This window comes from Suilimivivens aceti, from assembly GCF_025567405.1.
GTDB classification, from domain to species: domain Bacteria; phylum Bacillota; class Clostridia; order Lachnospirales; family Lachnospiraceae; genus Suilimivivens; species Suilimivivens aceti.
Genome location: NZ_JAOQKJ010000004.1, coordinates 49,483 through 72,791, shown reverse-complemented (window position 1 = coordinate 72,791; position 23,309 = coordinate 49,483). Strand labels below are relative to the sequence as shown.

Sequence of the window (23,309 nt, the reverse complement as noted above, 5' to 3'; positions counted from 1 at the left end):
GGATGAAAAAGGAAAACACAGAAACAGGAAACAGAACCGGAGAATGGAAAACCAGAAGACGGACAGGCTTTCTGGCAGCAGGACTGGCTGCTGCATTACTGACATTTACGGGCTGCGGCAGTGCGTCTTCGGATATGGCTATGATGACCACATCCAAGTCAGCAGACGGTGCTTATGAAAGTGCTTTTTATGATACCGGGGATGTGTATGCCAACGAATATGAGTATGATACTGCTGAGGCGGTGGCAGAGGAGGGTGCCCCGGAGGAGGTCGCCGTACAGGATACCAGCCGGAAGCTGATCCGTAATGTTTCCATGGATGTGGAAACAGAGGAGTTCGAGACACTTTATGCAAGGGTGAATGAAAAGACAAAGGCGTATGGCGGCTATGTGGAATCCAGCAATGTTTATAATAACAGCAGTTATTATGGGGAGAGCCTGCGAAATGCCAGCCTGACTATCCGGATCCCCCAGGATAAGCTGGACAGCTTTCTTTCCAATGTGGCAGAAATCTCCAATGTAACAAGCAGAAGTGAAAATGTGACAGATGTGACGCTGCAGTATGTGGATATGGAAAGTCATAAGAAAGCGCTGGAGGTAGAGCAGGAAAGACTGCTTGACCTGCTGGAGCAGGCAGAAAGTGTAGAAGATATCATTACAATAGAGAGCAGGCTGTCTGATGTGCGGTATCAGATCGAAAGCATGGAGTCCCAGCTCCGTACCATGGACAATCAGGTAAATTACAGTACTGTGAATCTTTATATTAATGAAGTGAAAAAGCTGACACCGGTAGAAGAACAGGATACCTGGGAGAGGATCAGCAGCGGCTTTATAAACAGTCTGGAAGATGTAGGAGAGGGACTTTCCGAGTTTGGAATAGGTGTTCTGATCGATCTGCCTTATATTGTTGTATTCCTGATCGTGCTTCTGATATTTGTACTTGTGATCAAGGGGATCGTGAGAGGACATAAGAAAAGAAAGATAAAAAAGGCACAGAGAGCAGAGGAAAAAGCAGCGAAGAAGGCTGCAGATGCTGCCAGGGCTGCAGTGCAGAATACAGAGAGCACAGAAAAGGAAGAAAAACATGAATGACCAGTATAAATCCGGGTTTGCCGCACTGATCGGCAGACCCAATGTAGGAAAATCCACTCTGATGAATAATCTCATCGGACAGAAGATCGCGATCACCTCAAGAAAGCCGCAGACTACCAGAAACCGGATTCGCACGGTTTATACCTCTGATGAGGGACAGATCGTCTTTACCGATACACCGGGTATCCACAAGTCCAAGAACAAGCTTGGGGAGTATATGGTGGGAACGGCAGAAAGTGCGATCAGGGAGGTGGATGTGATCCTTTTCCTGGTAGAACCCACCGATTATATCGGAGCAGGGGAGAAGCATATCATTGAGCAGCTTTCAAAGCAGAATACACCGGTTATCCTTGTGATCAACAAGATCGATATGGTGAAGAAAGAAGAGCTGCTGCACTTTATCGATGTGTACCGGAAGGAAATGGATTTTGCAGAGATCGTTCCGGTTTCTGCCCTGAAAAAGGAAAATACAGAGGAGCTGATCTCCTGTATTATGAAATATCTGCCCTATGGACCTGCCTTTTATGATGAGGACACCGTGACTGACCAGCCACAGCGTCAGATCGTAGCGGAGCTGATCCGGGAGAAGGCACTGCGCTGTCTGGATGAGGAGATCCCACACGGCATAGCGGTTACCATTGAGAAGATGAAGTGGAGAAAAGATATTGTAGATATTGATGCGACCATTATCTGCGAAAGAGAATCCCATAAGGGGATCATCATCGGCAGGCAGGGCAGCATGCTGAAGAAAATTGGTACAGAAGCCAGAAAAGATATTGAGAAGATGCTGGGTTCCAGAGTGAATCTGCAGCTCTGGGTCAAGGTCAAGAAGGACTGGAGAGACAGTGATTTCCTGCTGAAAAATTTCGGCTATAATCAGAAGGATTACGAATAGAAAAATAAAAAAAGCAAACCCTAATAGGAAACAGGATCAGGGGGCGCAAGATGAAGGAAACAGATTACTGGGAGCAGTTTTTAAAGACAGGAAAGGTAGAGGATTATCTTTCCTACTCAGCCGGAAAGCAGGAAGAAGGCAGACAGGAAGAGGGAGAAGAGAAAGGTGCAGGATTTGTGCAGCGTTACCGGCCTGATACTGAAGGCGGAACCTTTCGGGGAATATGACAGAAGAGTTGTGATGCTGACGAGGGAAAGGGGGAAAATAGCAGCCTTTGCCAAAGGGGCAAGAAGACAGGGCAGCAGGCTGCTTGCTTCCACCAATCCCTTTTGCTTTGGAGAATTCAGGCTGTATGAGGGAAGAACATCCTACAGCATATCCGAAGCATCGATCCAGAATTATTTTGCCCCCTTAAGGGAAGATTTTGAAAATGCCTGCTATGGAATGTATTTCCTGGAAGTAATGGATTATTATACCAGAGAAAACAATGATGAAAAGGAAATGCTAAAGCTTCTCTATCAGTCCCTCCGGGCTCTGTGCCATAAAAACCTGGATAACCGGCTGGTACGGTACATATTTGAGATCAAGGCGCTTGCGTTAAATGGAGAGTATCCGGGATTGCCGAAGGATAAGAGCTATGAAGAATCTACAGCTTATGCAGCTGCGTTTATCGTGGGAACACCAGTGGAAAAGTTGTATACTTTCACAGTGACAGAAAAAGTACTGAAGGAACTGCAGGAAATTACGGATGAGTTCCGAAAGCGGTTTATAGACAGAAATTTTAAAAGTCTCGAAATATTGATTGAAAAACCATAATAAGTCATATATAATAGTTGGGTATAAATTGCAGGCGTGGGAGGAAGAGTTCAGCATCTATGTGGAGAAGCAGATTAGTTTCACCAAAGAAAAAGACGAATGCCCTTCTTGTACTGCTGCTGGCGACGGCTTTGACCAGTGGGTGTGGCAGTGAAACAGAGGAAAGCAGGGCAGAACTGCAGAAGGATGGCAGCGTGAAGAGTGTCATAAGCGAAAGCTTTGACAAGTCAGATTATGATATTAATGAGCTGCAGCAGATGGTTCTGGAGGAATCGGCCTCCTATAACAGAAGTGTGGGAGACAGTGCAGTTTCCGTAGAGAAGGTTTCTGAGAAGGATGGGACAGCCAGTGTGAAAATGACCTATAGGAGTGCAGCGGACTATGCGGCCTTTAATGACGGCATTTTTTTTGTGGGTTCACCGAAAGAGGCAGAGGAAGAGGGCTACAATCTGAATAAGGTTCTGAGCAGCACCAGGAATCCTCTGGAAACGGTAGGGGAAGCTGACATTCTTGACATGGACGGTGATGTAAGGATCCTGATCACGGATATGAAGGATCCGGTGGTTCTTGACGGCAAGGCGATCTACACAAGTGACAATGTGCAGACAGATAAGAAATATAAGACAGTTACCCTGAAGGAAGAGTCTGGGGAGCCTGCCTATATCATCTATAAATAATTAAAACAAATGAAAGGTATGTGTGTTATGGAAAAGACAATGGACAAAATTGTTGCTCTGGCGAAATCAAGGGGATTTGTACATCCTGGCAGTGAGATCTACGGAGGACTGGCTAATACCTGGGATTTTGGAATTCTCGGTGTGGAACTGAAAAATAATATCAAGCAGGCATGGTGGCAGAAGTTCGTAAAGGAAAGTCCAACCAACGTAGGTGTGGACTGCGCCATCCTTATGAATCCCCAGACATGGGTTGCATCAGGACATCTGGGAAGCTTTTCAGATCCCCTGATGGACTGCAAGGAATGTCATGAGAGATTCCGCGCAGACAAGATCATTGAAGATTATGTACAGGAAAAGGGAATCAGGCTGGAATCAGCAGTAGATGGCTGGACACAGGAGCAGATGAAGAATTTCATTGAAGAGAATCAGATCCCCTGCCCGAGCTGTGGCAAGCACAATTTCACCGATATCAGACAGTTTAACCTGATGTTCAAGACCTTCCAGGGTGTTACCGAGGATGCGAAGAATACCGTATATCTCCGTCCGGAAACAGCACAGGGTATTTTTGTAAACTTCAAGAATGTACAGAGAACGTCCAGAAAGAAGATTCCTTTCGGTATCTGTCAGGTAGGCAAGTCCTTCCGTAACGAGATCACACCCGGCAATTTCATTTTCCGTGTCAGGGAATTTGAGCAGATGGAAATGGAGTTCTTCTGTGAGCCAGATACAGACCTTGAGTGGTTCGCATACTGGAAGAAATACTGTATCGACTGGCTGAAGTCCCTTGGCATGAAGGAAGAGGAAATGCGTGTCCGTGACCATGACAAGGAAGAGCTTTCCTTCTATTCCAAGGCTACTACAGACGTAGAGTTCCTGTTCCCCTTCGGATGGGGCGAACTGTGGGGTATCGCAGACAGAACCGATTATGACCTGACACAGCATCAGAATGTATCCGGTCAGGATCTGACATACTTTGATGACCAAAAGAACCAGAAATATATTCCTTATGTTATTGAGCCTTCCGTAGGTGTGGAGAGACTGTTCCTTGCATTCCTCTGCGGCGCTTATGATGAAGAAGAGATCGGCGAGGGAGATGTACGTACTGTGCTGCATTTCCATCCGGCTCTTGCACCGGTCAAGATCGGTGTGCTTCCGCTTTCCAAGAAGCTGAATGAGGGTGCTGAGAAGGTATTTAACCAGTTATCCAGGAAATACAACTGTGAATTTGATGACAGAGGGAATATCGGAAAGAGATACCGCCGTCAGGATGAGATCGGAACACCCTTCTGCATCACCTATGACTTTGATTCTGAGACAGACGGCTGTGTAACTGTCAGATTCAGAGACTCCATGGAGCAGGAGCGTGTAGCGATTGCTGATCTGGATGCTTATTTTGCAGATAAGTTTACTTTCTAATATGAGGAGAATAAGGAAATGAAACAATTCACTTCAAATGAACTGAGAAATGCCTGGAAGCAGTTTTATATTGAAAGAGGACATGTGGATGTAGGAGCAGTTTCCCTGGTATCTGACGGGTCTACCGGTGTACTTTTCAACGTAGCCGGCATGCAGCCCCTGATGCCGTATCTGCTTGGAAAGAAGCATCCTCTTGGAACAAGACTTTGTAACGTGCAGGGCTGTGTCCGTACCAATGATATTGATTCCGTAGGTGACAGGAGTCATGTAACCTTCTTTGAAATGCTGGGAAGCTGGAGCCTTGGCGATTATTTCAAGAAGGAGCGTTGCCAGTGGAGCTTTGAACTGCTGACACAGGTATTCGGATTTGATGCAGACCATCTTGCAGCCACTGTATTTGAAGGTGATGAGAACGCACCAAGGGATGAGGAAGGTGCAAAGTACCGTATCGCTTCCGGATTTAAAAAAGAAAATATTTACTATCTTCCTGCAGAGGATAACTGGTGGGGACTGGAATACGGACCCTGCGGTCCTGACAGTGAGATGTTCTATATTGCAGACAGACCGGACTGCGGACCGGACTGCGGACCCGGCTGTGACTGCGGCAAATATACCGAGCTTGGTAATGATGTATTCATGCAGTATGAGAAGCACCATGACGGACATCTGACACCCTTAAAGCAGAAAAACGTAGATACCGGCTGGGGACTTGAGAGAATTCTTGCTTTCCTGAACGGTACAAGGGATGTATACAGAATTGACCTGTTTGCACCTGTTATTGCTTATATTGAGCAGGCTTCCGGTACAAAGTATGAGGAAGATGAGAAGCTGACCAGATCCATGAGAATCCTGGCAGACCATATCCGTACCAGCGTGATGCTGATCGGAGACGAAGCGAAGCTTCTTCCCTCCAATGCAGGTGCTGGCTATGTGCTGCGCCGTCTGATCCGCCGTGCGGTAAGACATGGAAGAGTACTGGGGCTCAGTACACAGAATCTTCTGCATATAGCAGAGATGTATATTGATACGATCTATGCAGAGAGTTATCCGCTTCTGAAGAAGAACAAAGAGTTTGTGCTGACAGAGCTGAAGAAGGAGATCGACCGCTTCGAAAGCACTGTAGAGAATGGTATGAAGGAATTCAAGAAGATCCTGGAGCAGAAGAAGGAAGCAGACTCTGGCCAGATTGACGGTAAATCCGCATTCTATCTCTATGATACCTTTGGATTCCCGATCGAGCTTACGGTAGAGCTTGCCGGTGAGGAAGGGCTCTCTGTAGACGAGGATGGATTTGCGAAAGCAATGGAAGAACAGAAGCAGAAGGCAAGAGACAATCAGAACTTTTCAACAAGGCTTTCTGCTGATAATGGATTATATGAGAAACTGGATGCCGGTATTGTGAGCGAATTTATCGGTTATGATACCCTGAAGGCAGAAGAGACCATCGCAGCAGTGAATAATGGCAGCGAGTGGAAGGATTCCTTAAAAGAGGGAGAAGAGGGAACTGTTATTACAGCAAAGACTCCTTTCTATGCAACCATGGGTGGACAGAAGGGTGACTTTGGTGTGATCATGACAAAGAACGGTACCTTCGATGTGCAGGAAACAGTGAAGCTTCCCGGTGGAAGGATAGGACATATCGGTAAGGTTGTTTCAGGAAGCATTGCAAAGGGAGAAACAGCAACGCTTGAGGTATCTGCCCTGAACAGAAGCAATACCTGTCGAAACCATACAGCAACCCATCTGCTGCAGGAGGCACTACGTGAAGTGCTTGGTGATCATGTAGAGCAGTCCGGCTCCTATCAGGACGGCGAAAGAACACGTTTTGACTTCAGCCATGGACAGGCTATGACGGCAGAAGAGATAAAGAAGGTTGAAGCGATCGTTAATGAAAAGATCGCAGAGGATCTTCCTGTGGAAACAAAGGTGATGAGCCTTGAGGAAGCAAAGAAGACAGGAGCCATGGCACTCTTTGGTGAGAAATACGGAGATACCGTAAGAGTTGTCATGATCGGTGATTTCTCCAGGGAATTATGTGGTGGTACCCATGTAGGACATACCGGAGATATCGCATCCTTCAAGATCCTTTCTGAGTCCGGTGTAGCTGCAGGAATCCGTCGTATAGAAGCACTCACAGGCAGAAATGTAACTGCTTACTATCAGGAAATGGAAGAGAAGCTGGCAGAAACAGCCAGGATCTTAAAAACAACTCCGGCCTCTCTTACTGAGAGAGCAGAGCATCTGATGGCTGAACTGAAGGCTCTGCAGAGTGAAAATGAGTCCTTGAAGAGCAAGGCCGCAAAAGAAGCACTTGGCGATGTCATGGATCAGGTTGTAGAAGTAAACGGTGTGAAGCTGCTGGCAACAAAGGTATCAGGCGTTGACATGAACGGACTGAGAGAGCTGGGAGACCAGTTAAAGTCCAAGATCGCAGAGGGCATAGTTGTTCTGATGTCTGATCTTGACGGTAAGGTAAACATGGTTGCCATGGCAACAGATGGTGCGATGAAGAAGGGTGCCCATGCAGGCAACCTGATCAAAGGAATTGCAGCACTGGTTGGCGGTGGCGGCGGTGGACGCCCGAATATGGCTCAGGCTGGTGGTAAGAATCCTGCCGGTATTGATGAGGCTATTAAAAAGAGTGCTGAGGTTCTGAAAGAACAGATCAAATAATTAAAATTCGTGATGAAATAGCAAATTATGGGTTGACTTACGAGTGAAATATGTATATAATCATTCATGTGTATGTGAATGCACAAGAATAACCCAATCAGTCAATGCTGCTAGGAAGGGACTGAAGGGAGGTCAGGTGCGAGATGTCAAACGTAATCGTTAAAGAAAACGAGACTTTAGATAGCGCTTTACGTCGTTTCAAGAGAAGCTGCGCAAAAGCTGGTATCCAGCAGGAGATCCGTAAGAGAGAGCATTACGAGAAGCCCAGCGTAAGACGTAAGAAGAAATCTGAAGCTGCAAGAAAACGTAAATACAACTAATTATAGCCAGGAAAGTCTCTGATGTATGTCAGAGACTTTTTTGCGCCAAAGGAAATTACTTAATGTTCCAATGACATAAAAAGCCTCCGGGCGGGACTGAAAATGTTCTTATTTGAGTTGCATGTGAAGAGTTTTTCTGATATGATTCGTTATGTCTTATAAAGGGGGACATGATTATGTGGACAAGAGAATTATTTGGCTCAGATGTATACCATCTGATTGCTGCTTTTATTATTTACAGTGTTCTGGGATGGTTTGTGGAATCAGCGTACATGTCATTCTGCAATCATAGGCTGACAAACAGGGGTTTTGCCAAAGGACCCTTCTGCCCGATATATGGATTTGGCGCAGTGATTGGATATCTGGTATTGAATCCGCTTTCTGGTCATTATGTAACATTGTATCTGACAGGGGCTTTCCTGGCTACTACTTTTGAATATCTGGTAGGGATCATGATGCAGAAGCTTCTGGGAGAGGTCTGGTGGGACTATACAGAAAAGCCGATGAACTATAAGGGGATCATCTGCCTCGAAAGTACCATTGCCTGGGGCTTTTATGCGATCATTATTACCATGTTTTTACATGAAAGGGTGCTGCATCTGATTGATGCTATGGATATGGCCTATGGACGGATTCTCTGTATTGTGATCCTTGCCATTGTGACTGTAGACTATCTGATCCGGCTTTACCTTCTTTTTAAAACCAGTATTCAGGAAGAAAAGGACAGGTTGATCGATAAATATCGCTCTTTCCGGGCGAGATGGTATTAAAGAAGGGATCCTTTGCATGCCAGACGTTTTCTCTGCATATGCATGAATATAGAATATCTGTCAGGAGCATATGCGTTGAGAAGAATAAAAAAAACGTTGCTGTGTTGTCTTGTGAGTGGAATGCTCTTTGTGATGAACGTCCTGCCGCTGCAGGCTTCCCCGGCAGTAGAAGCGCCGTCCTATCTCTTGATGGAGGCCTCTACCGGCAGGGTCATCTGTGAACAGAATGCAGATGAAAGAAGAAGCCCGGCCAGTATCACGAAGATCATGACACTCCTTCTTATTTTTGAACACCTGAATACAGGCAGGATCACATTAGACAGCCAGGTGGTCACCAGTGCCCATGCCAAGTCTATGGGCGGATCTCAGGTCTTTTTGGAAGAGGGCGAGGTACAGTCACTGGATACGATCATTAAATGTATAGCAGTTGCTTCCGGCAATGATGCCAGTGTTGCTGCGGCAGAGTTTATTGCGGGAAGTGAAGAAGAATTTGTGCAAATGATGAATAACAAGGCAAAGGAACTCGGTATGGAAAACACCCATTTCGAGGATTGCTGTGGACTGTCAGATTCGGACGATCATTATACCACAGCCAGGGACGTTGCCATCATGTCAAGAGAGCTGATCACAAAATATCCCCAGGTTTTTGAATATACCAGGATCTGGATGGAGGATATCACACATGAAACCAGTCAGGGAACTTCTGTATTTACGTTATCCAGTACGAATAAACTGCTTAAGATGTATGAATGGACAACAGGACTGAAGACCGGCTCCACCAGTAAGGCACTGTATTGTCTTTCAGCGACAGCAAGTAAGGATGATATTGATCTGATCGCAGTGGTAATGGGATCCCCAAGTAATAAAGTGAGGTTTCAGGATGCCATGACGCTTTTGAACTATGGCTACAGTGTCAGTGCCCTGTATGAGGATGAAAATAAAGATCCGCTTGGAAAACTAAAGGTGGCAGGCGGTGTTGAAGATGAGGTGCCGCTCCTGTATGAAGGTACCTTCCGATATCTTGATATCGATGGTCAGAACCTGAGCCAGGTGGAAAAGACCATCAGCCTGCCTGAAGAAATACAGGCTCCTGTAGAACGGGGAGAGGCAGTTGGAGAAGCGGTATATTCGCTGAATGGGAACCGGATTGGCAGTGTATCCATCCTGGCAGAGCTTTCAGTCGAAAAAGCCCGATATGGAGATTATTTGTTCAAGGTCTGCAAACTGTTTTGTAGTTTGTAAAAGAGAGTGGTAAGATGAAGCTGAATGACTGGAAAGGAATATGGCCGTGAACTGCCTGATAACTATTATCTGCGTGCTTGTACTGTTTTTTGTCATAGTAATGATCATTGACTGCAACCGCTTTGTAAAAAGAGAATATTGCTGTGAATCCGGCAAGCTGAAAAGGGAGGGGACTTTTGTTCTGCTTTCCGATCTTCATAATAAAAGCTTCGGAAAACAGAACGAAAGACTTTTTCGGGCAATAGAGCAGGAAAAACCGGATGCCATCCTGATTGCAGGGGATATGTATACTTCTTCAGCCAGGGAGGATAATCAGGAGATTGCTGCTTTTGTGCAAAGACTGGCAGAACGGTATCCGGTGTACTACGGAAATGGCAACCATGAGCAGAAGACGAGACTGTTTCCGGAGATCTTTGGTGACCGGTATACAGTCTTTGCAGATAGGATCTGCCAGGCAGGTGTGCGGCTTCTTGTGAATGATAAGTGGTATCTTCCCGATTATAATATGGAGATCTATGGATTGGAAGTGGGCAGGGAGTATTACCATAAGCCCACGAAAATGCTGATGAGTGAAGCTTATATGGAGGAGATGCTTGGCAAGGCGGATGAGAACAGATATAACCTGCTGATCGCCCATAATCCGGAGTATTTTGACAATTATGCTGCCTGGGGGGCAGATCTTACGGTTTCCGGACATATCCATGGTGGACTGATGAGACTGCCTGTGCTTGGTGGCGTGATTTCACCAAGGCTGTGCCTGTTCCCACATTATGATGGAGGACGCTTCACAAAGGCAGGCAGGGAGATGATCCTGTCGAGAGGACTTGGAACCCATACACTTCCGATCAGGATCTTTAATCCGGGAGAGCTTGTGGTGATCCATCTGAAACCAAAGAACCGATAACAGGAGCAGGGCAGCTTTCTTTGAAACAGGGAAAGGGATAGACTGTTGGTGTATCAGAAAGCGAGGAAAAAATGAAGTATCTTAAATTTAAAAATAGTCAATTAGAAGCATCTAATATTATTATGGGATGTATGCGTCTGAATTCATTAAGTGTAAAAGAGGCACAAAGGCATATTGAAACTGCTGTGGAGGCAGGAATTAATATGTTTGATCATGCGGATATATACGGAGGCGGAGAGTGTGAGGAGTTATTTGCCCGGGCTGTGGATATGCGGAGCTCCTTCAGAGATAAAATTATTCTGCAGAGCAAGTGCTCTATTCGAAATGGGTACTATGACTTTTCAAAGGAATATATTTTAGAGTCGGTTGATGGTATTTTAAAAAGACTTAATACAGAGTATTTGGATATACTTTTGTTACACAGACCGGATACTTTGATGGAACCGGAAGAAACTGCAGAAGCGATCTCTATATTGAAGAGAACAGGAAAGGTTCGTTATTTTGGTGTGTCTAATCAAAATGCAATGCAGATAGAATTGCTGCAAAAGTATTGTGAGGAGCGGATTATGTTTAATCAGATGCAGCTGAGTCTGGTTCATACACCTCTTATAGACAGTGGAATGACAGTGAATATGCAGGTAGATCAGGGAATTGACCGTGTGCTTGGAACATTAGAGTATTGCAGGCTTCGTGATATTACAATCCAGGCATGGTCGCCGTTTCAGAGAGGATTTTTTGAAGGGGCGTTTCTAGGCGACATGCAGCATTATGAGCGATTAAATCAGATGATTGACCGTTTGGCAGAAAAGTATCAGGTTACACCTGCAGCGATAGCGGTTTCATGGATTACAAGGCATCCGGCTGATATTCAGGTGATTTTAGGAACAACCAAAGACAGAAGGCTTCTAGAAAGTGCAGAGGGATCAGAGATTCCGCTTACCAGGGAAGAATGGTATGGTCTGTATCGTGAAGCCGGGAATATGATTCCATAAATAATGTGTTTTTGAGGCACGGAAGGGCGGGAAGGGAGATCATCCCGTTGACTGAAAATGACGGGCATGATAAAATAAACGCTGATATGCATAGAAAAAACACGGAGTGAAATGATGGATACGAAATTATTTGACCATACCATATTAAAGGCGGATGCTACCAGGGAAATGGTAGAGAGGGTCTGCAGAGAAGCAAGAGAGCATCACTTTATGTCCGTCTGTGTAAACAGCTATTATACTGGATTTGTGGCAGATGAGCTGCAGGGCAGTGACGTGAGAGTCTGTACAGTTGTTGGATTTCCGCTTGGACAGATGAGCACAAAGGCCAAGGCAGCAGAAGCCAGGATCGCAGTAGAGGATGGTGCAGACGAGATCGACATGGTGATCAATGTAGGAGCTTTGAAGGGTGGAGACGATGCTGTTGTCTTTGAGGATATCAGGGCAGTCAGAAAAGCCTGCGAGGGCAAGGTTCTGAAGGTGATCATTGAAACCTGTCTTCTGAATGAGGAAGAAAAGGTGAGGGCCTGCAGGCTTGCCATGGAAGCAAAGGCAGACTTTGTGAAGACCTCTACCGGATTTTCTACAGGAGGTGCAACGAAAGAGGATGTTGCACTGATGAGAAAGACAGTAGGCGATACCATGGGCGTGAAAGCATCCGGCGGGATCCGTGACAAGGAGAAAGCGGTGGAAATGCTTGAGGCTGGAGCGGACAGGCTTGGAACCAGTGCAACGATCGCAATCTGCAGTTAGGAAGGGTTTTTATGGCAATTCCTGTAAAGCTTGAAGTATTTGAAGGTCCTCTGGACCTTCTGCTTCATCTGATAGAAAAGAATAAAATAGATATTTACGATATTCCCATTGTGGAAATCACCGCACAGTATCTGGAATACATCAAAGCCATGCAGACTGAGGATATGAATGTGATGAGTGAATTCCTTGTGATGGCGGCCACTCTTCTTGATATCAAATGTCGGATGCTCCTTCCTAAGGAAGTGAATGAGGAGGGAGAAGAGGAAGACCCGAGAGCAGAGCTGGTACAGAAGCTGTTAGAGTACAAGATGTATAAGTATATCTCCTTTGAATTAAAGGACAGGCAGGTGGATGCAGCCTGTACCATGTACAAGGGGAGGACATTGCCAAAGGAAGTGGAGGAGTACCGCCCACCGGTGAATTACCAGGAGCTTCTTGGAGATGCTACCCTTGGCAGACTACAGGATCTGTTCAAGCTGGTCATGAGGAGGCAGGAAGAAAAGATTGATCCAGTCAGAAGTACCTTTGGAAATATTGAAAAGGATGAAATAGATATGGATGTCAAGACAGTTTATATCGAGGATTACATCCATACCCATAAGACCTTCAGCTTTAGGCAGCTTTTAGAGAAGCAGCATAGCAAGATGGAGGTGATCGTTACCTTTCTTGTGATGCTGGAGCTGATGAAGCTGGGAAAGGTTTCTATTGTTCAGGAGGATACGTTCGAAGATATTATGATAACTTCGAATGTGGCATAGGAGGATTGACAGTTGGAGAGGGAGAAGGCAAAGGCAGTGCTGGAGGCCGTATTGTTTTCCATGGGAGAGTCTGTGGAGCTGGAGCGGCTTGCAGAGGTGATCGAAGAGGATAAGAAGACCACAAAGGCATTGCTTCTTGAGATGAAACAGGCATATGAGGAAAGAGAAGGCGGCATTACACTGACAGAGTTTGAAGGCTCTTTCCAGATGTGTACCAAAAGCGATATGTATGATTATCTGATCAAGATCGTAGGGACACCAAGGAAATATGTTCTTTCAGATACCATTCTGGAAACACTGTCTATTGTCGCCTACAAGCAGCCGATCACCAGGCTGGAGATTGAAAAGATCAGAGGGGTGAGCTGTGATCATGCAGTAAACAGACTGCTTGAGTTTGGCCTGATCATGGAGGTGGGAAGAATGGATGCCCCGGGGCGTCCCCTGCTTTTTGGAACGACAGAGGAATTTTTAAGAAGCTTTGGTGTGAAATCCCTGGAGGAATTGCCGGAGCTGTCCCAGGTGCAGATCGAAGAATTCAAGGAACAGGCTGAAGAGGAGATCAAGCTTGCAACAACGGCTGATGAACAGGCATAGCAGAGCTCAGGGTGACATAGACTGTTAAAAAAGAAAGCGGGATGGAATATGATTTCTTACCTGCGATACATAAAAAGAGCTGTTGTGTTTTTTGTCCTCTTTGTTCTTTTGCTGACGGTGCAGAAGCTGCCGGTATCTGCAGAGGAAGAGGATGAAGGAAAAGACATGCAGTTATACGCCCAGTCGGCTGTTCTGATGGATGCCGGATCCGGGCGTATTTTATTTGAAAAAAATGGCAGACAGGTGCGGCCCATGGCAAGCACGACCAAGATCATGACCTGTATACTGGCTCTGGAAAAAGGGAATCCGGATGATTATGTGACAGTGTCCGCAAAGGCAGCATCCATGCCAAAGGTAAAGCTTTCCATGCTGCCCGGGGAAAGATACAGACTGAAGGATCTGCTGTACTCCCTGATGCTGGAATCCCATAATGATTCGGCAGTTGCCATTGCAGAGCATATCGGCGGCAGTGTGGAAGGCTTTGCAGACATGATGAATGAAAAGGCACAGGAGCTTGGCTGCAGGGATACTTATTTTGTGACACCGAATGGTCTTGACGGTACTGTGACAGAGGAATCCGGAAAAGTAAAAACACATTCCACAACAGCCTGTGATCTGGCAGGAATCATGGCCTATTGCATTACAGAGTCCCCAAGGAGGGAGGAATTTCTGACAATCACCAGAACAGAAAGCTACAGCTTTCCGGCTTATCAGGAAAAGGACGGTGTGATCACAGAAAACGGACGGGTATTTTCCTGTCAGAACCACAATGCCTTTCTGCATATGATGGAGGGAGCTCTTTCCGGGAAAACAGGCTTTACCGGAAATGCAGGATACTGTTATGTGGGAAGCCTCCGTCAGGGAGACCGTACATTTGTGGCAGCACTGCTCGCCTGTGGCTGGCCCTCCCATAAGGAATACAAGTGGAGTGATACAAAAAAGCTGATGCAGTATGGTCTGTCCCATTATGAGATCCATTTTCCGAAGGAAGAAGGGGCAGTGGAGGAACTGCCACAGCTCCCCGTGAAGAATGGGGCAGGAAGGTGGATCGGGGATATCTGCAAGGCAGAGCTTACTATACTTTCACAGGAACCGGCAGATGAAAAGGGTGTCCTGATGAAGGAGGGAGAAGCCTTTACGGTGGAGAAGAAGCTGCCTGATGAGCTGACAGCACCGGTCATGCCGGGGAATGTGGTGGGAGAGATCCGCTATCTTCTGGAAGGGGAAGAATATCTGGTAGAATATATAGGCACAGCAGAGGAAATTCCGGCAGTCACAGTCAGGTGGTGCGTCAGTCAGGTGCTGCAGCTTTACATGGTGTGAGAATAAAGCATAAAAGTACATATAATATAGAAGAAAGAAAAAGAGGAAGAAGCCATGAAAAAAATACTTGTACTGCTTACCGGTGGAACTATTGGAAGCAAAGTGGAAAACGGAGTGATAGATGTGGGAGAAAATTCGGTTTATCTGCTCACCAGTCTGTACGAGGAGAAGTTTGGGAAAGAGGACTTTGAGGTACGGGTACCTCTGCAGATCTTAAGTGAAAATATGACAATGGACAGTCTTCTTGTACTGCTTAAGGCGGTCAGGGATGTGAAGACAGAAGAGTATGCGGGTGTGATCATTGCGCATGGCTCTGACACACTGTCCTTTACTTCAGCTTTTATGGGACTCCTTTTTGACCATTACAAAATTCCCATTGTCCTGGTGGCAAGCAATCTTCCACTGTCAAAGCCGGAAGGAAACGGTCTTGCCAACTTTGCGGCTGCTGTTTCCTTTATCCGGAACAGTGCGCAGAAAGGAGCCTATGTGATCTACCGGGATCACAAAAGCTGCATGAAGGTATACCATGCCCTGACTATCTGCGAGGCAGATCCGGTACTGGACGATTACCATGACTTTAGCGGGGAAGCCTTTGGATATATGGAGGATGGAAGGTTTATTCCCTTCAGAAAAAATGAAAAACAGAAGGGGCAGACGGGACGAAGTGCAGTTTCTGATGGCACGGAAACACATCGTTACATTGTGCCAGACAGCTTTGACAATTCTGTTCTGGTGATCCGTCCTTACCCAGGAATGGATTATTCCTTCTTTAATCTGAAGGGAGAGAAAAAGCCTGTGGCAGTGCTGCATTATCTGTATCATTCCGCAACGGCCTGCGTAGTGGGAGAGCACACCGGCTTCCCGGAGTTTGCAAAAAGATGCCGGGAAAAGGCCATCCCACTATATACGGCTTCTTATAAGCAGACACAAGGGGATCTGTATGCCAGTGCAGACCAGCTCCTTAAGGAAGGAGCCATTCCACTGCTGAACCAGTCGGTAGAAGCAGCGTATGCAAGGCTCATGCTTCACTTTAATGGAGGCGAAATATAAGGAAAAAAAGAAGATGTTAAAATTTTGTGTAAAATCTGAAACTTTTTCTATGCGAATTTAGGCTTTTGTGTTATACTACCATAGACGCGTTTATGGGGATTCTATGCCCCTGCGAATTAAGTTATTATTTTTTTAATATAAAATGGAGGGCTGAAAAATGAGTACTACTTCACAGGCGAGTCAAAGAATTGCAGCTTTACTCGACGAAAACAGTTTCGTTGAAATCGGCGGTCTTGTTACAGCAAGAAGCACAGATTTCAATCTGAAACAGACAGAAACTCCTTCTGACGGTGTTATCACCGGCTATGGAGTGATTGATGGCAACCTTGTGTATGTTTACAGCCAGGACGCTTCCGTATTAAACGGTACTGTCGGCGAGATGCATGCAAAGAAGATTGTCAACCTTTACAATCTTGCACTGAAAATGGGCGCACCGGTAATCGGACTGATCGACTCAGCAGGACTGAGACTTCAGGAGGCTACTGATGCACTGAATGCTTTTGGCGAGATTTATATGAGCCAGGTTAAGGCTTCCGGCGTGATCCCCCAGATCACAGCAGTGTTCGGAACCTGTGGCGGCGGTCTTGCACTGATCCCCACTCTGACAGACTTTACCTTTATGGAAGGCTCCAAGGCAAAGCTGTTTGTTAACGCTCCCAATGCACTGGATGGCAATGTGATCACCAAGTGTGATACCTCTGCTGCTGATTTCCAGAGCAAGGAAGCAGGAATTGTTGATGTTGTTGCTGATGAGGCAGGAATCCTTGCACAGATCCGTGAGCTGGTTTCCCTTCTTCCTGCAAACAATGAGGATGGTTCCTATGAAGAGTGCAGCGATGATCTGAACAGAGCATGTGCAGAGATCGCAAACTGTGTTGGAGATACTTCCATCGCACTTTCCCAGATCGCTGACAACGGTGCAGTATTTGAAGTAAAGCGTGAGTACGCTAAGGATATGGTAACTGCTTTCATCAAGCTGAATGGCGCTACTGTTGGTGCTGTTGCTAACAGAACCGAGGTTTATGGAGAGGATGGAACCGTAACAGAGAAATATGATGCAGTTCTTTCCGCAGCTGGCTGCTACAAGGCTGCAGAATTCATTAACTTCTGTGATGCATTTGAAATCCCTGTACTGTCACTTACTAATGTAAAGGGCTTCAAGGCAGACAAGCAGAACGAGAAGGGCATTGCGAATGCAGCAGCAAAGCTTACATACGCATTTGCAAACGCAACTGTACCCAAGGTAAACGTGATCATCGGACAGGCTTACGGAAGCGCATATGTGACCATGAACTCCAAGGCAATCGGTGCTGATATCACCATGGCATGGCCGGATGCAAAGATCGGTACAATGGATGCAAAGCTTGCAGCCAAGATCATCTGCGACGGACAGGGAGCAGATGCGATTGATGCCTGTGCAAAGGAATATGAAGCACTTCAGACCAGCGCAGCAAGTGCAGCAAAGAGAGGATATGTTGACCAGATCGTTGAACCCGTTGATACACGTAAGTATGTGATCGGCGCATTTGAGATGCTTTTCTCAAAGAGTGAAGACCTTCCGGCCAAGAAGCATGGTACAGTTTAGAAAGGAAGATTACTTAATATGAAAAAATGGTTATTGATATTAGGTATGATTACCTGTATGGCAGGTCTGACAGCGTGCGGTGGGAAAGAAGCAGTTGAAGGCTTTATGACCCCGGAAACAGCAGAAACCTATGCGACAGAGAATATTGCCGCTATGAACCAGGTTGTAATGCAGGGCGCACAGGCTCAGGTTACTGATCCTGTATGGACAGCCGCTTTGGACAGCTGGGAAACAGCTTCTGAAGAAATGGGTAGTTATGTGGAAGTCATCAGTGTTACCAGCAGCTTTGATGACAAAGATGGTACGATCGATGCCGTGATTAAGGGAACTGACAGAAATGCAGTAGTTGAGTTTGTATTTGATAATCAGGCGATCACAGGTATTTCCGTCAATGTAGAATATACATTTGGCGAGAAGATGGAGAAGGCCGCATTAAACACTCTGCTCGGTATGGGAACCGTATTCGTAGTTCTGATCCTGATCAGCCTGCTGATCAGCTGCTTTACCTTCATTCCCAAGATTCAGGCTGCATTCAGCAAGAAGCCGAAGGAAGAAGCAAAGAAAGAGCCTGCAGTGGACAAGGCTATTGCACAGATTGTTGAAAATGAAGAATTATCTGATGATCTGGAGCTGGTTGCCGTTATTTCTGCAGCGATTGCAGCAAGCGAAGGTGCTGCATCCACAGATGGATTTGTAGTAAGAAGTATCAGACGTGCCAGCAAATGGCAGAGAGCATAATTCAGTAAAGGAATCAATTACAGGAGGAAATGAGTAATGAAGAATTATACAATTACCGTAAATGGAAACGTATATGATGTAGTAGTAGAAGAGGGCGCATCTACAGGAGCACCCGTTGCAGCACCTGCAGCACCCAAGGCTGCTCCCAAGGCAGCACCTGCAGCAGCTCCCGCAGCTAAGGCAGCCGGCGCAGGCAGCATCAAGGTAGAAGCCGGTGCAGCTGGTAAGGTATTCAAGATCGAAGCAAGCGTAGGACAGGCTGTAAAGAAGGGTGACGCTGTTGTCGTTGTAGAAGCAATGAAGATGGAAATCCCCGTTGTAGCACCTGAAGACGGAACAGTTGCAAGCATTGATGTAGCTGTTGGCGATGCAGTAGAAGCAGGCGCTGTACTGGCAACTCTGAACTAATTCAGTACAGAAGCATGCAGATGATTGCATGGTGAATGACAACAGGAGGTTAAAAAAATGGATTATATCGTATCTACACTGTCCAATCTGATCCATCAGACAGCCTTTTTCAACCTGACATGGGGCAATTACCTGATGATCCTTGTGGCATGTGTATTTCTCTATCTTGCGATTGCCAAGGGTTTTGAACCCTTACTGCTTTTGCCGATCGCATTTGGTATGCTGCTTGTAAATATCTATCCTGACATTATGCTCAGCATAGAGGATTCCCCAAACGGAACCGGCGGCTTACTGTATTATTTTTATCTCTTAGACGAATGGGCAATCCTCCCGTCCCTGATCTTCATGGGTGTTGGTGCAATGACAGACTTCGGTCCCCTGATTGCCAATCCTAAGAGCTTCCTTCTTGGTGCAGCAGCACAGTTCGGTATCTTCGCAGCTTACTTCGGAGCTATCGCACTTGGCTTCAATGACAAGGCTGCAGCAGCAATCTCCATCATTGGTGGTGCTGATGGTCCTACCTCTATTTTCCTGGCGGGTAAACTTGGACAGACAGCACTCCTTGGACCGATCGCTGTAGCGGCATATTCCTATATGTCACTGGTTCCGATCATCCAGCCGCCTATCATGAAGCTGCTGACAAGTGAAAAGGAAAGAAAGATTAAAATGGGTCAGCTTCGCCCGGTTTCCAAGCTGGAGAAGATCCTGTTCCCTATCATTGTTACTATCGTAGTCAGCCTGATCCTGCCTACCACAGCACCCCTTGTTGGTATGCTGATGCTCGGTAATCTGTTTAAGGAGTCAGGTGTAGTAAGACAGCTGACAGATACTGCAAGTAATGCATTGATGTACATCGTAGTTATCGTACTTGGTACATCCGTAGGAGCAACAACAAGTGCAGAAGCTTTCCTGAATGCAGATACCTTAAAGATCGTAGCACTTGGTCTTATTGCATTCGCATTCGGTACCGCTGCAGGTGTTCTGTTCGGTAAGCTGATGTGTGTTGTTACCAAGGGTGCTGTTAATCCGCTGATCGGTTCTGCCGGAGTATCCGCAGTTCCCATGGCAGCCAGAGTATCACAGAAGGTTGGAGCTGAATCAGATCCTACCAACTTCCTTCTGATGCATGCAATGGGACCTAACGTAGCAGGTGTTATTGGTACAGCAGTAGCAGCCGGAACCTTTATGGCTGTATTTGGAATATTTTAATTCATATAGGAGGATATTAAAATGGCTGAACAGGTTAAGAAACCAATCGGAATTATGGAAACCGTTCTTCGTGATGCACATCAGTCCCTGATTGCAACAAGAATGCCCACCGAGATCATGCTTCCGATCGTAGATAAAATGGATAAGGTTGGATACCATGCAGTAGAGTGCTGGGGTGGAGCAACCTTCGATGCATCCCTTCGTTTCCTGAAAGAGGATCCATGGGACAGACTTCGTAAATTAAGAGATGGATTCAAGAATACCAAGCTGCAGATGCTTTTCAGAGGTCAGAACATCCTCGGATACAGACCTTATGCTGATGACGTTGTATACGCATTCGTTGAGAAGTCTATCGCAAATGGTATTGATGTAATCCGTATTTTCGACTGCTTAAATGACCTTCGTAACCTTCAGGCAGCTGTAGATGCTACCAGGAAGATCAAGAAGCAGGAAGGCAGAGGAGAGGCACAGGTAGCTCTGTCCTATACACTGGGTGATGCTTATACTCTCGAGTACTGGGCAGATATGGCTAAGAAGATCGAAGAGATGGGTGCTGATTCTATCTGTATCAAGGATATGGCAGGTCTGCTTGTTCCTTATAAGGCTGGCGAGCTGATCAAGGCTATGAAGGAGAACACAAAGCTCCCGATCCAGCTGCATACACACTATACTTCAGGTGTAGCTTCCATGACATACCTGAAGGCAGTAGAAGCTGGTGTAGATGTGATCGACTGTGCAATTTCACCTTTCGCACTTGGTACATCACAGCCTGCAACAGAAGTTATGGTTGAGACCTTTAAGGGAACTCCTTATGATACCGGTTACGATCAGAACCTTCTGGCAGAAATTGCTGATTACTTCAGACCTTACCGTGAGGAGTGCCTTGAAAGCGGTCTCATGAGCACAAAGGTTCTTGGTGTTAATATCAAGACTCTGCTTTATCAGGTACCTGGCGGAATGCTTTCCAACATGGTCAGCCAGCTGAAAGAGCAGCATGCAGAAGATAAGTATCAGGCAGTACTGGAAGAGATCCCGAGAGTCCGTAAGGACTGCGGTGAGCCTCCGCTGGTTACTCCTTCTTCCCAGATCGTTGGTACACAGGCTGTATTCAACGTATTAATGGGTGAGAGATACAAGATGGCTACAGGAGAGTTCAAGGATCTGCTTCGTGGTAAGTATGGTCAGACTGTTAAGCCTATGAACCAGGAGGTTATTGACAAGGTTATTCCTGGAGAGCAGAGATTCACATCCCGTTCTGCAGATGCTGCAGGCTTAACAAACGAGATGGACAAGCTCGAATCCGAAATGAAGGAATGGAAGCAGCAGGATGAGGACGTTCTGTCCTATGCACTGTTCCCTCAGGTAGCAACAGACTTCTTCAAGTATCGTCAGGCACAGCAGGAAAAGGTTGATATGAGCCAGGCTGATACCAAGAATGCAGCATATCCTGTATAATCTAGGATTCTGAACAGAAATTAAATCATTAAATGCAAGCCCCTCTGGGTCATGGTATTTCAGATAGTGAAATGCCATGACTTTGGAGGGGTATTTCTGGTTCGCCAGATAGCATATGGAAGGATCTTAAGAAAATCTTCAGTCGGAATTAAGGAAGCCTACAGATAGGATAGAGAAAATACTGCTATAATCATGTTATTACAAAAGAGGGGTGACACGATGAGGCAGGCTTTGGAAAGACAGAGAACGGAAAGACAGGGGGAAGAGCTGGATCTGATCGACATTTCCAGAGCGGGAAAGGGCAGACAGAAAGCTTCACGATCCGGATACAGAAGCAGAACAGCAGAAGAAGTCAGAATCAGAAGAAAGAGAAGGAAAAGACGGAGACAGAAAAAGGTTTTCCATATCCTGCTTTTACTGATACTGACAGGACTGCTGGCTCTGTTTCTTTTTCTTTTGTTACGGAATATTGCAGGAAAAAACAGGATAGAGAGCACATGGAAGCTGCAGGAGATCATAAATGGGAGCAGACCAGAGAAGCCGGAGATCACAGAAGAATTTCTGACACCGAACCCCTATTCAAGACCACAGACAAAGCTGAAAAAGGTTAAAAATATCTTTGTGCACTATACCGCAAATCCGGGAACCAGTGCAGAGCAGAACAGAAGCTATTTTGAAAATCTGGGAGTGACGGGAGAAACATCTGCAAGTGCCCATTTTGTGATCAGCTATGACGGCTCCATTGTGCAGTGCCTGCCGCTTGATGAGATGGGATATGCAGTAAAAACAAGGAACGAGGATTCCGTTTCCATAGAGTGCTGTTATTTGGATGAGGACGGAAAGTTTACTGATGCAACGTATCAGTCACTGCTTAAACTGAGTGCCTGGCTTCTCTCGGAGTATCATCTGAAGCCGGCAGATATGAGACGGCACTACGACGAGGGCGGGAAAAAGTGTCCTCTTTATTACGTGGAGCATGAAGATGCGTGGGAACAGTTCCTGACAGATCTTGAAGACCTTAAGAATTCTTATTGACAGAAAAACGAAAAGATTCTAAAATAATAACAGATGTTATACAAAGGAGGGGAAACAGAATGGCAAGGAAAGAATCCATAACCAAAGATGCTCTTCTGACAGCGGCATTTGCACTTCTGCAGGAAGAGGGAAGTCTGCAGGTAACAGCCAGAAAGCTGGCGGCAAAGGCCGGATGTTCCACGCAGCCTATTTTCCGTATTTACAAGAATATGGATGAGCTTTATGAAGCTCTGTTTGAAAAGGCATGTGATTTTTTCCAAAATTATTATGACAGCTTTTCAAGGCAGACTGTGACACCGTTTGTCCATCTTGGAAATATTTATATCAGATTTGCGGCAGAGCATAAAAATCTGTTTTCCTATATTTTCCTGTCAGAAAACCGGTTTGGGAGAAGTATGTATGATCTGGTCAATGGCAGAAGCGGAAATGTGAGCAGAGAAATCCAGTCAGCAGCTTCCCAGGGGAGCAGAAACGCGCAGGAGCTTTTCATGAAGATGTGGATCTTCATTCACGGGGCAGCCTGTATGTCACTGACCGGTGATTATGACCTTCAGGAGGAAGAAACGATCCAGATGCTGAAGGATTCTTATCAGGCATTCAGATAGGGA

General features: G+C 46.0%; 24 protein-coding genes. All 24 read left to right on the top strand.

The window, feature by feature from the left end:
- Nucleotides 1–2: 2 nt before the first annotated feature.
- The 24 genes from OCV77_RS05575 (at nucleotide 3) to OCV77_RS05460 (ending at nucleotide 23,306) form a co-directional block, all read left to right on the top strand.
- Nucleotides 3–1,091 carry a DUF4349 domain-containing protein gene (locus tag OCV77_RS05575; RefSeq protein ID WP_118797868.1) on the top strand — a complete coding sequence of 363 codons (1,089 nt, stop codon included), beginning with the start codon at nucleotides 3–5 and terminating at the stop codon, nucleotides 1,089–1,091.
- Entirely contained in the window at nucleotides 1,084–1,986 is a 903-nt protein-coding gene (gene era / locus OCV77_RS05570; protein WP_262573960.1) for a GTPase Era, read from the top strand. Before OCV77_RS05575 ends, era begins: the two co-directional genes overlap by 8 nt.
- A gap of 50 nt (nucleotides 1,987–2,036) precedes the next feature.
- Nucleotides 2,037–2,213: a hypothetical protein gene (locus tag OCV77_RS05565; protein ID WP_262573958.1), complete on the top strand. Its 177-nt coding sequence runs from the start codon at nucleotides 2,037–2,039 to the stop codon at nucleotides 2,211–2,213.
- Nucleotides 2,152–2,802 carry a DNA repair protein RecO gene (gene recO, locus OCV77_RS05560; protein ID WP_118797870.1) on the top strand — a complete coding sequence of 217 codons (651 nt, stop codon included), beginning with the start codon at nucleotides 2,152–2,154 and terminating at the stop codon, nucleotides 2,800–2,802. Before OCV77_RS05565 ends, recO begins: the two co-directional genes overlap by 62 nt.
- Before the next feature lie 59 nt (nucleotides 2,803–2,861).
- Nucleotides 2,862–3,479, top strand: a complete 618-nt coding sequence (locus OCV77_RS05555) for a hypothetical protein (RefSeq protein WP_262573956.1) — start codon at nucleotides 2,862–2,864, stop codon at nucleotides 3,477–3,479.
- A 27-nt stretch (nucleotides 3,480–3,506) separates the two neighbouring features.
- On the top strand, nucleotides 3,507–4,895 hold the full coding sequence (locus tag OCV77_RS05550) for a glycine--tRNA ligase (protein ID WP_118797930.1): 1,389 nt from the start codon (nucleotides 3,507–3,509) through the stop codon (nucleotides 4,893–4,895).
- A gap of 18 nt (nucleotides 4,896–4,913) precedes the next feature.
- Nucleotides 4,914–7,568: an alanine--tRNA ligase gene (alaS, locus tag OCV77_RS05545; RefSeq protein ID WP_262573954.1), complete on the top strand. Its 2,655-nt coding sequence runs from the start codon at nucleotides 4,914–4,916 to the stop codon at nucleotides 7,566–7,568.
- Nucleotides 7,569–7,711: 143 nt separating this feature from the next.
- Nucleotides 7,712–7,888, top strand: a complete 177-nt coding sequence (gene rpsU / locus OCV77_RS05540) for a 30S ribosomal protein S21 (protein ID WP_004222305.1) — start codon at nucleotides 7,712–7,714, stop codon at nucleotides 7,886–7,888.
- 176 nt (nucleotides 7,889–8,064) lie between these two features.
- Entirely contained in the window at nucleotides 8,065–8,658 is a 594-nt protein-coding gene (locus OCV77_RS05535; RefSeq protein ID WP_262573953.1) for a putative ABC transporter permease, read from the top strand.
- Between the two features lie 120 nt (nucleotides 8,659–8,778).
- Entirely contained in the window at nucleotides 8,779–9,900 is a 1,122-nt protein-coding gene (locus tag OCV77_RS05530; protein ID WP_262574155.1) for a D-alanyl-D-alanine carboxypeptidase family protein, read from the top strand.
- A 46-nt stretch (nucleotides 9,901–9,946) separates the two neighbouring features.
- On the top strand, nucleotides 9,947–10,804 hold the full coding sequence (locus OCV77_RS05525) for a metallophosphoesterase (protein ID WP_262573951.1): 858 nt from the start codon (nucleotides 9,947–9,949) through the stop codon (nucleotides 10,802–10,804).
- A 71-nt stretch (nucleotides 10,805–10,875) separates the two neighbouring features.
- The gene (locus OCV77_RS05520) at nucleotides 10,876–11,796 is read left to right on the top strand and encodes an aldo/keto reductase (protein ID WP_118797875.1); all 921 of its coding nucleotides are present in this window, start codon (nucleotides 10,876–10,878) and stop codon (nucleotides 11,794–11,796) included.
- Between the two features lie 111 nt (nucleotides 11,797–11,907).
- Complete coding sequence (deoC, locus tag OCV77_RS05515; RefSeq protein WP_262573950.1) at nucleotides 11,908–12,546, top strand: deoxyribose-phosphate aldolase; 639 nt, start codon at nucleotides 11,908–11,910, stop codon at nucleotides 12,544–12,546.
- Nucleotides 12,547–12,557: 11 nt separating this feature from the next.
- A complete protein-coding gene (locus OCV77_RS05510; protein WP_118797877.1) occupies nucleotides 12,558–13,304 on the top strand; it encodes a segregation and condensation protein A in 747 nt (248 codons plus the stop codon).
- 12 nt (nucleotides 13,305–13,316) lie between these two features.
- Nucleotides 13,317–13,898: an SMC-Scp complex subunit ScpB gene (scpB, locus tag OCV77_RS05505; protein ID WP_118797878.1), complete on the top strand. Its 582-nt coding sequence runs from the start codon at nucleotides 13,317–13,319 to the stop codon at nucleotides 13,896–13,898.
- 69 nt (nucleotides 13,899–13,967) lie between these two features.
- Entirely contained in the window at nucleotides 13,968–15,221 is a 1,254-nt protein-coding gene (locus OCV77_RS05500) for a D-alanyl-D-alanine carboxypeptidase family protein (protein ID WP_416910351.1), read from the top strand.
- A gap of 54 nt (nucleotides 15,222–15,275) precedes the next feature.
- Nucleotides 15,276–16,271, top strand: a complete 996-nt coding sequence (locus tag OCV77_RS05495; protein WP_262573948.1) for an asparaginase — start codon at nucleotides 15,276–15,278, stop codon at nucleotides 16,269–16,271.
- A 157-nt stretch (nucleotides 16,272–16,428) separates the two neighbouring features.
- Nucleotides 16,429–17,856: an acyl-CoA carboxylase subunit beta gene (locus tag OCV77_RS05490; RefSeq protein WP_262573946.1), complete on the top strand. Its 1,428-nt coding sequence runs from the start codon at nucleotides 16,429–16,431 to the stop codon at nucleotides 17,854–17,856.
- 18 nt (nucleotides 17,857–17,874) lie between these two features.
- Nucleotides 17,875–18,594: an OadG family protein gene (locus tag OCV77_RS05485; protein ID WP_262573945.1), complete on the top strand. Its 720-nt coding sequence runs from the start codon at nucleotides 17,875–17,877 to the stop codon at nucleotides 18,592–18,594.
- A gap of 36 nt (nucleotides 18,595–18,630) precedes the next feature.
- Nucleotides 18,631–19,002: a biotin/lipoyl-containing protein gene (locus tag OCV77_RS05480; RefSeq protein WP_118797883.1), complete on the top strand. Its 372-nt coding sequence runs from the start codon at nucleotides 18,631–18,633 to the stop codon at nucleotides 19,000–19,002.
- A gap of 57 nt (nucleotides 19,003–19,059) precedes the next feature.
- Nucleotides 19,060–20,211 (top strand): sodium ion-translocating decarboxylase subunit beta, encoded by a 1,152-nt coding sequence (locus tag OCV77_RS05475; RefSeq protein ID WP_262573943.1) that lies wholly within the window; start codon nucleotides 19,060–19,062, stop codon nucleotides 20,209–20,211.
- A gap of 21 nt (nucleotides 20,212–20,232) precedes the next feature.
- On the top strand, nucleotides 20,233–21,666 hold the full coding sequence (locus tag OCV77_RS05470) for a pyruvate carboxylase subunit B (protein ID WP_262573941.1): 1,434 nt from the start codon (nucleotides 20,233–20,235) through the stop codon (nucleotides 21,664–21,666).
- A gap of 219 nt (nucleotides 21,667–21,885) precedes the next feature.
- Nucleotides 21,886–22,701 (top strand): peptidoglycan recognition protein family protein, encoded by an 816-nt coding sequence (locus OCV77_RS05465; protein WP_262573939.1) that lies wholly within the window; start codon nucleotides 21,886–21,888, stop codon nucleotides 22,699–22,701.
- A 59-nt stretch (nucleotides 22,702–22,760) separates the two neighbouring features.
- A complete protein-coding gene (locus OCV77_RS05460; RefSeq protein WP_118797887.1) occupies nucleotides 22,761–23,306 on the top strand; it encodes a TetR/AcrR family transcriptional regulator in 546 nt (181 codons plus the stop codon).
- Nucleotides 23,307–23,309 lie beyond the last annotated feature (3 nt).

Coding starts and splice junctions, on each gene's coding strand:
- OCV77_RS05470 (WP_262573941.1), top strand. CDS start 20,233: ATGGCTGAACAGGTTAAGAAACCAATCGGAATTATGGAAACCGTTCTT.
- era (WP_262573960.1), top strand. CDS start 1,084: ATGAATGACCAGTATAAATCCGGGTTTGCCGCACTGATCGGCAGACCC.
- OCV77_RS05565 (WP_262573958.1), top strand. CDS start 2,037: ATGAAGGAAACAGATTACTGGGAGCAGTTTTTAAAGACAGGAAAGGTA.
- OCV77_RS05530 (WP_262574155.1), top strand. CDS start 8,779: ATGCTCTTTGTGATGAACGTCCTGCCGCTGCAGGCTTCCCCGGCAGTA.
- OCV77_RS05535 (WP_262573953.1), top strand. CDS start 8,065: ATGTGGACAAGAGAATTATTTGGCTCAGATGTATACCATCTGATTGCT.
- OCV77_RS05575 (WP_118797868.1), top strand. CDS start 3: ATGAAAAAGGAAAACACAGAAACAGGAAACAGAACCGGAGAATGGAAA.
- OCV77_RS05480 (WP_118797883.1), top strand. CDS start 18,631: ATGAAGAATTATACAATTACCGTAAATGGAAACGTATATGATGTAGTA.
- OCV77_RS05510 (WP_118797877.1), top strand. CDS start 12,558: ATGGCAATTCCTGTAAAGCTTGAAGTATTTGAAGGTCCTCTGGACCTT.
- alaS (WP_262573954.1), top strand. CDS start 4,914: ATGAAACAATTCACTTCAAATGAACTGAGAAATGCCTGGAAGCAGTTT.
- OCV77_RS05475 (WP_262573943.1), top strand. CDS start 19,060: ATGGATTATATCGTATCTACACTGTCCAATCTGATCCATCAGACAGCC.
- deoC (WP_262573950.1), top strand. CDS start 11,908: ATGATGGATACGAAATTATTTGACCATACCATATTAAAGGCGGATGCT.
- OCV77_RS05520 (WP_118797875.1), top strand. CDS start 10,876: ATGAAGTATCTTAAATTTAAAAATAGTCAATTAGAAGCATCTAATATT.
- OCV77_RS05550 (WP_118797930.1), top strand. CDS start 3,507: ATGGAAAAGACAATGGACAAAATTGTTGCTCTGGCGAAATCAAGGGGA.
- OCV77_RS05460 (WP_118797887.1), top strand. CDS start 22,761: ATGGCAAGGAAAGAATCCATAACCAAAGATGCTCTTCTGACAGCGGCA.
- OCV77_RS05495 (WP_262573948.1), top strand. CDS start 15,276: ATGAAAAAAATACTTGTACTGCTTACCGGTGGAACTATTGGAAGCAAA.
- OCV77_RS05490 (WP_262573946.1), top strand. CDS start 16,429: ATGAGTACTACTTCACAGGCGAGTCAAAGAATTGCAGCTTTACTCGAC.
- rpsU (WP_004222305.1), top strand. CDS start 7,712: ATGTCAAACGTAATCGTTAAAGAAAACGAGACTTTAGATAGCGCTTTA.
- OCV77_RS05555 (WP_262573956.1), top strand. CDS start 2,862: ATGTGGAGAAGCAGATTAGTTTCACCAAAGAAAAAGACGAATGCCCTT.
- OCV77_RS05485 (WP_262573945.1), top strand. CDS start 17,875: ATGAAAAAATGGTTATTGATATTAGGTATGATTACCTGTATGGCAGGT.
- OCV77_RS05465 (WP_262573939.1), top strand. CDS start 21,886: ATGAGGCAGGCTTTGGAAAGACAGAGAACGGAAAGACAGGGGGAAGAG.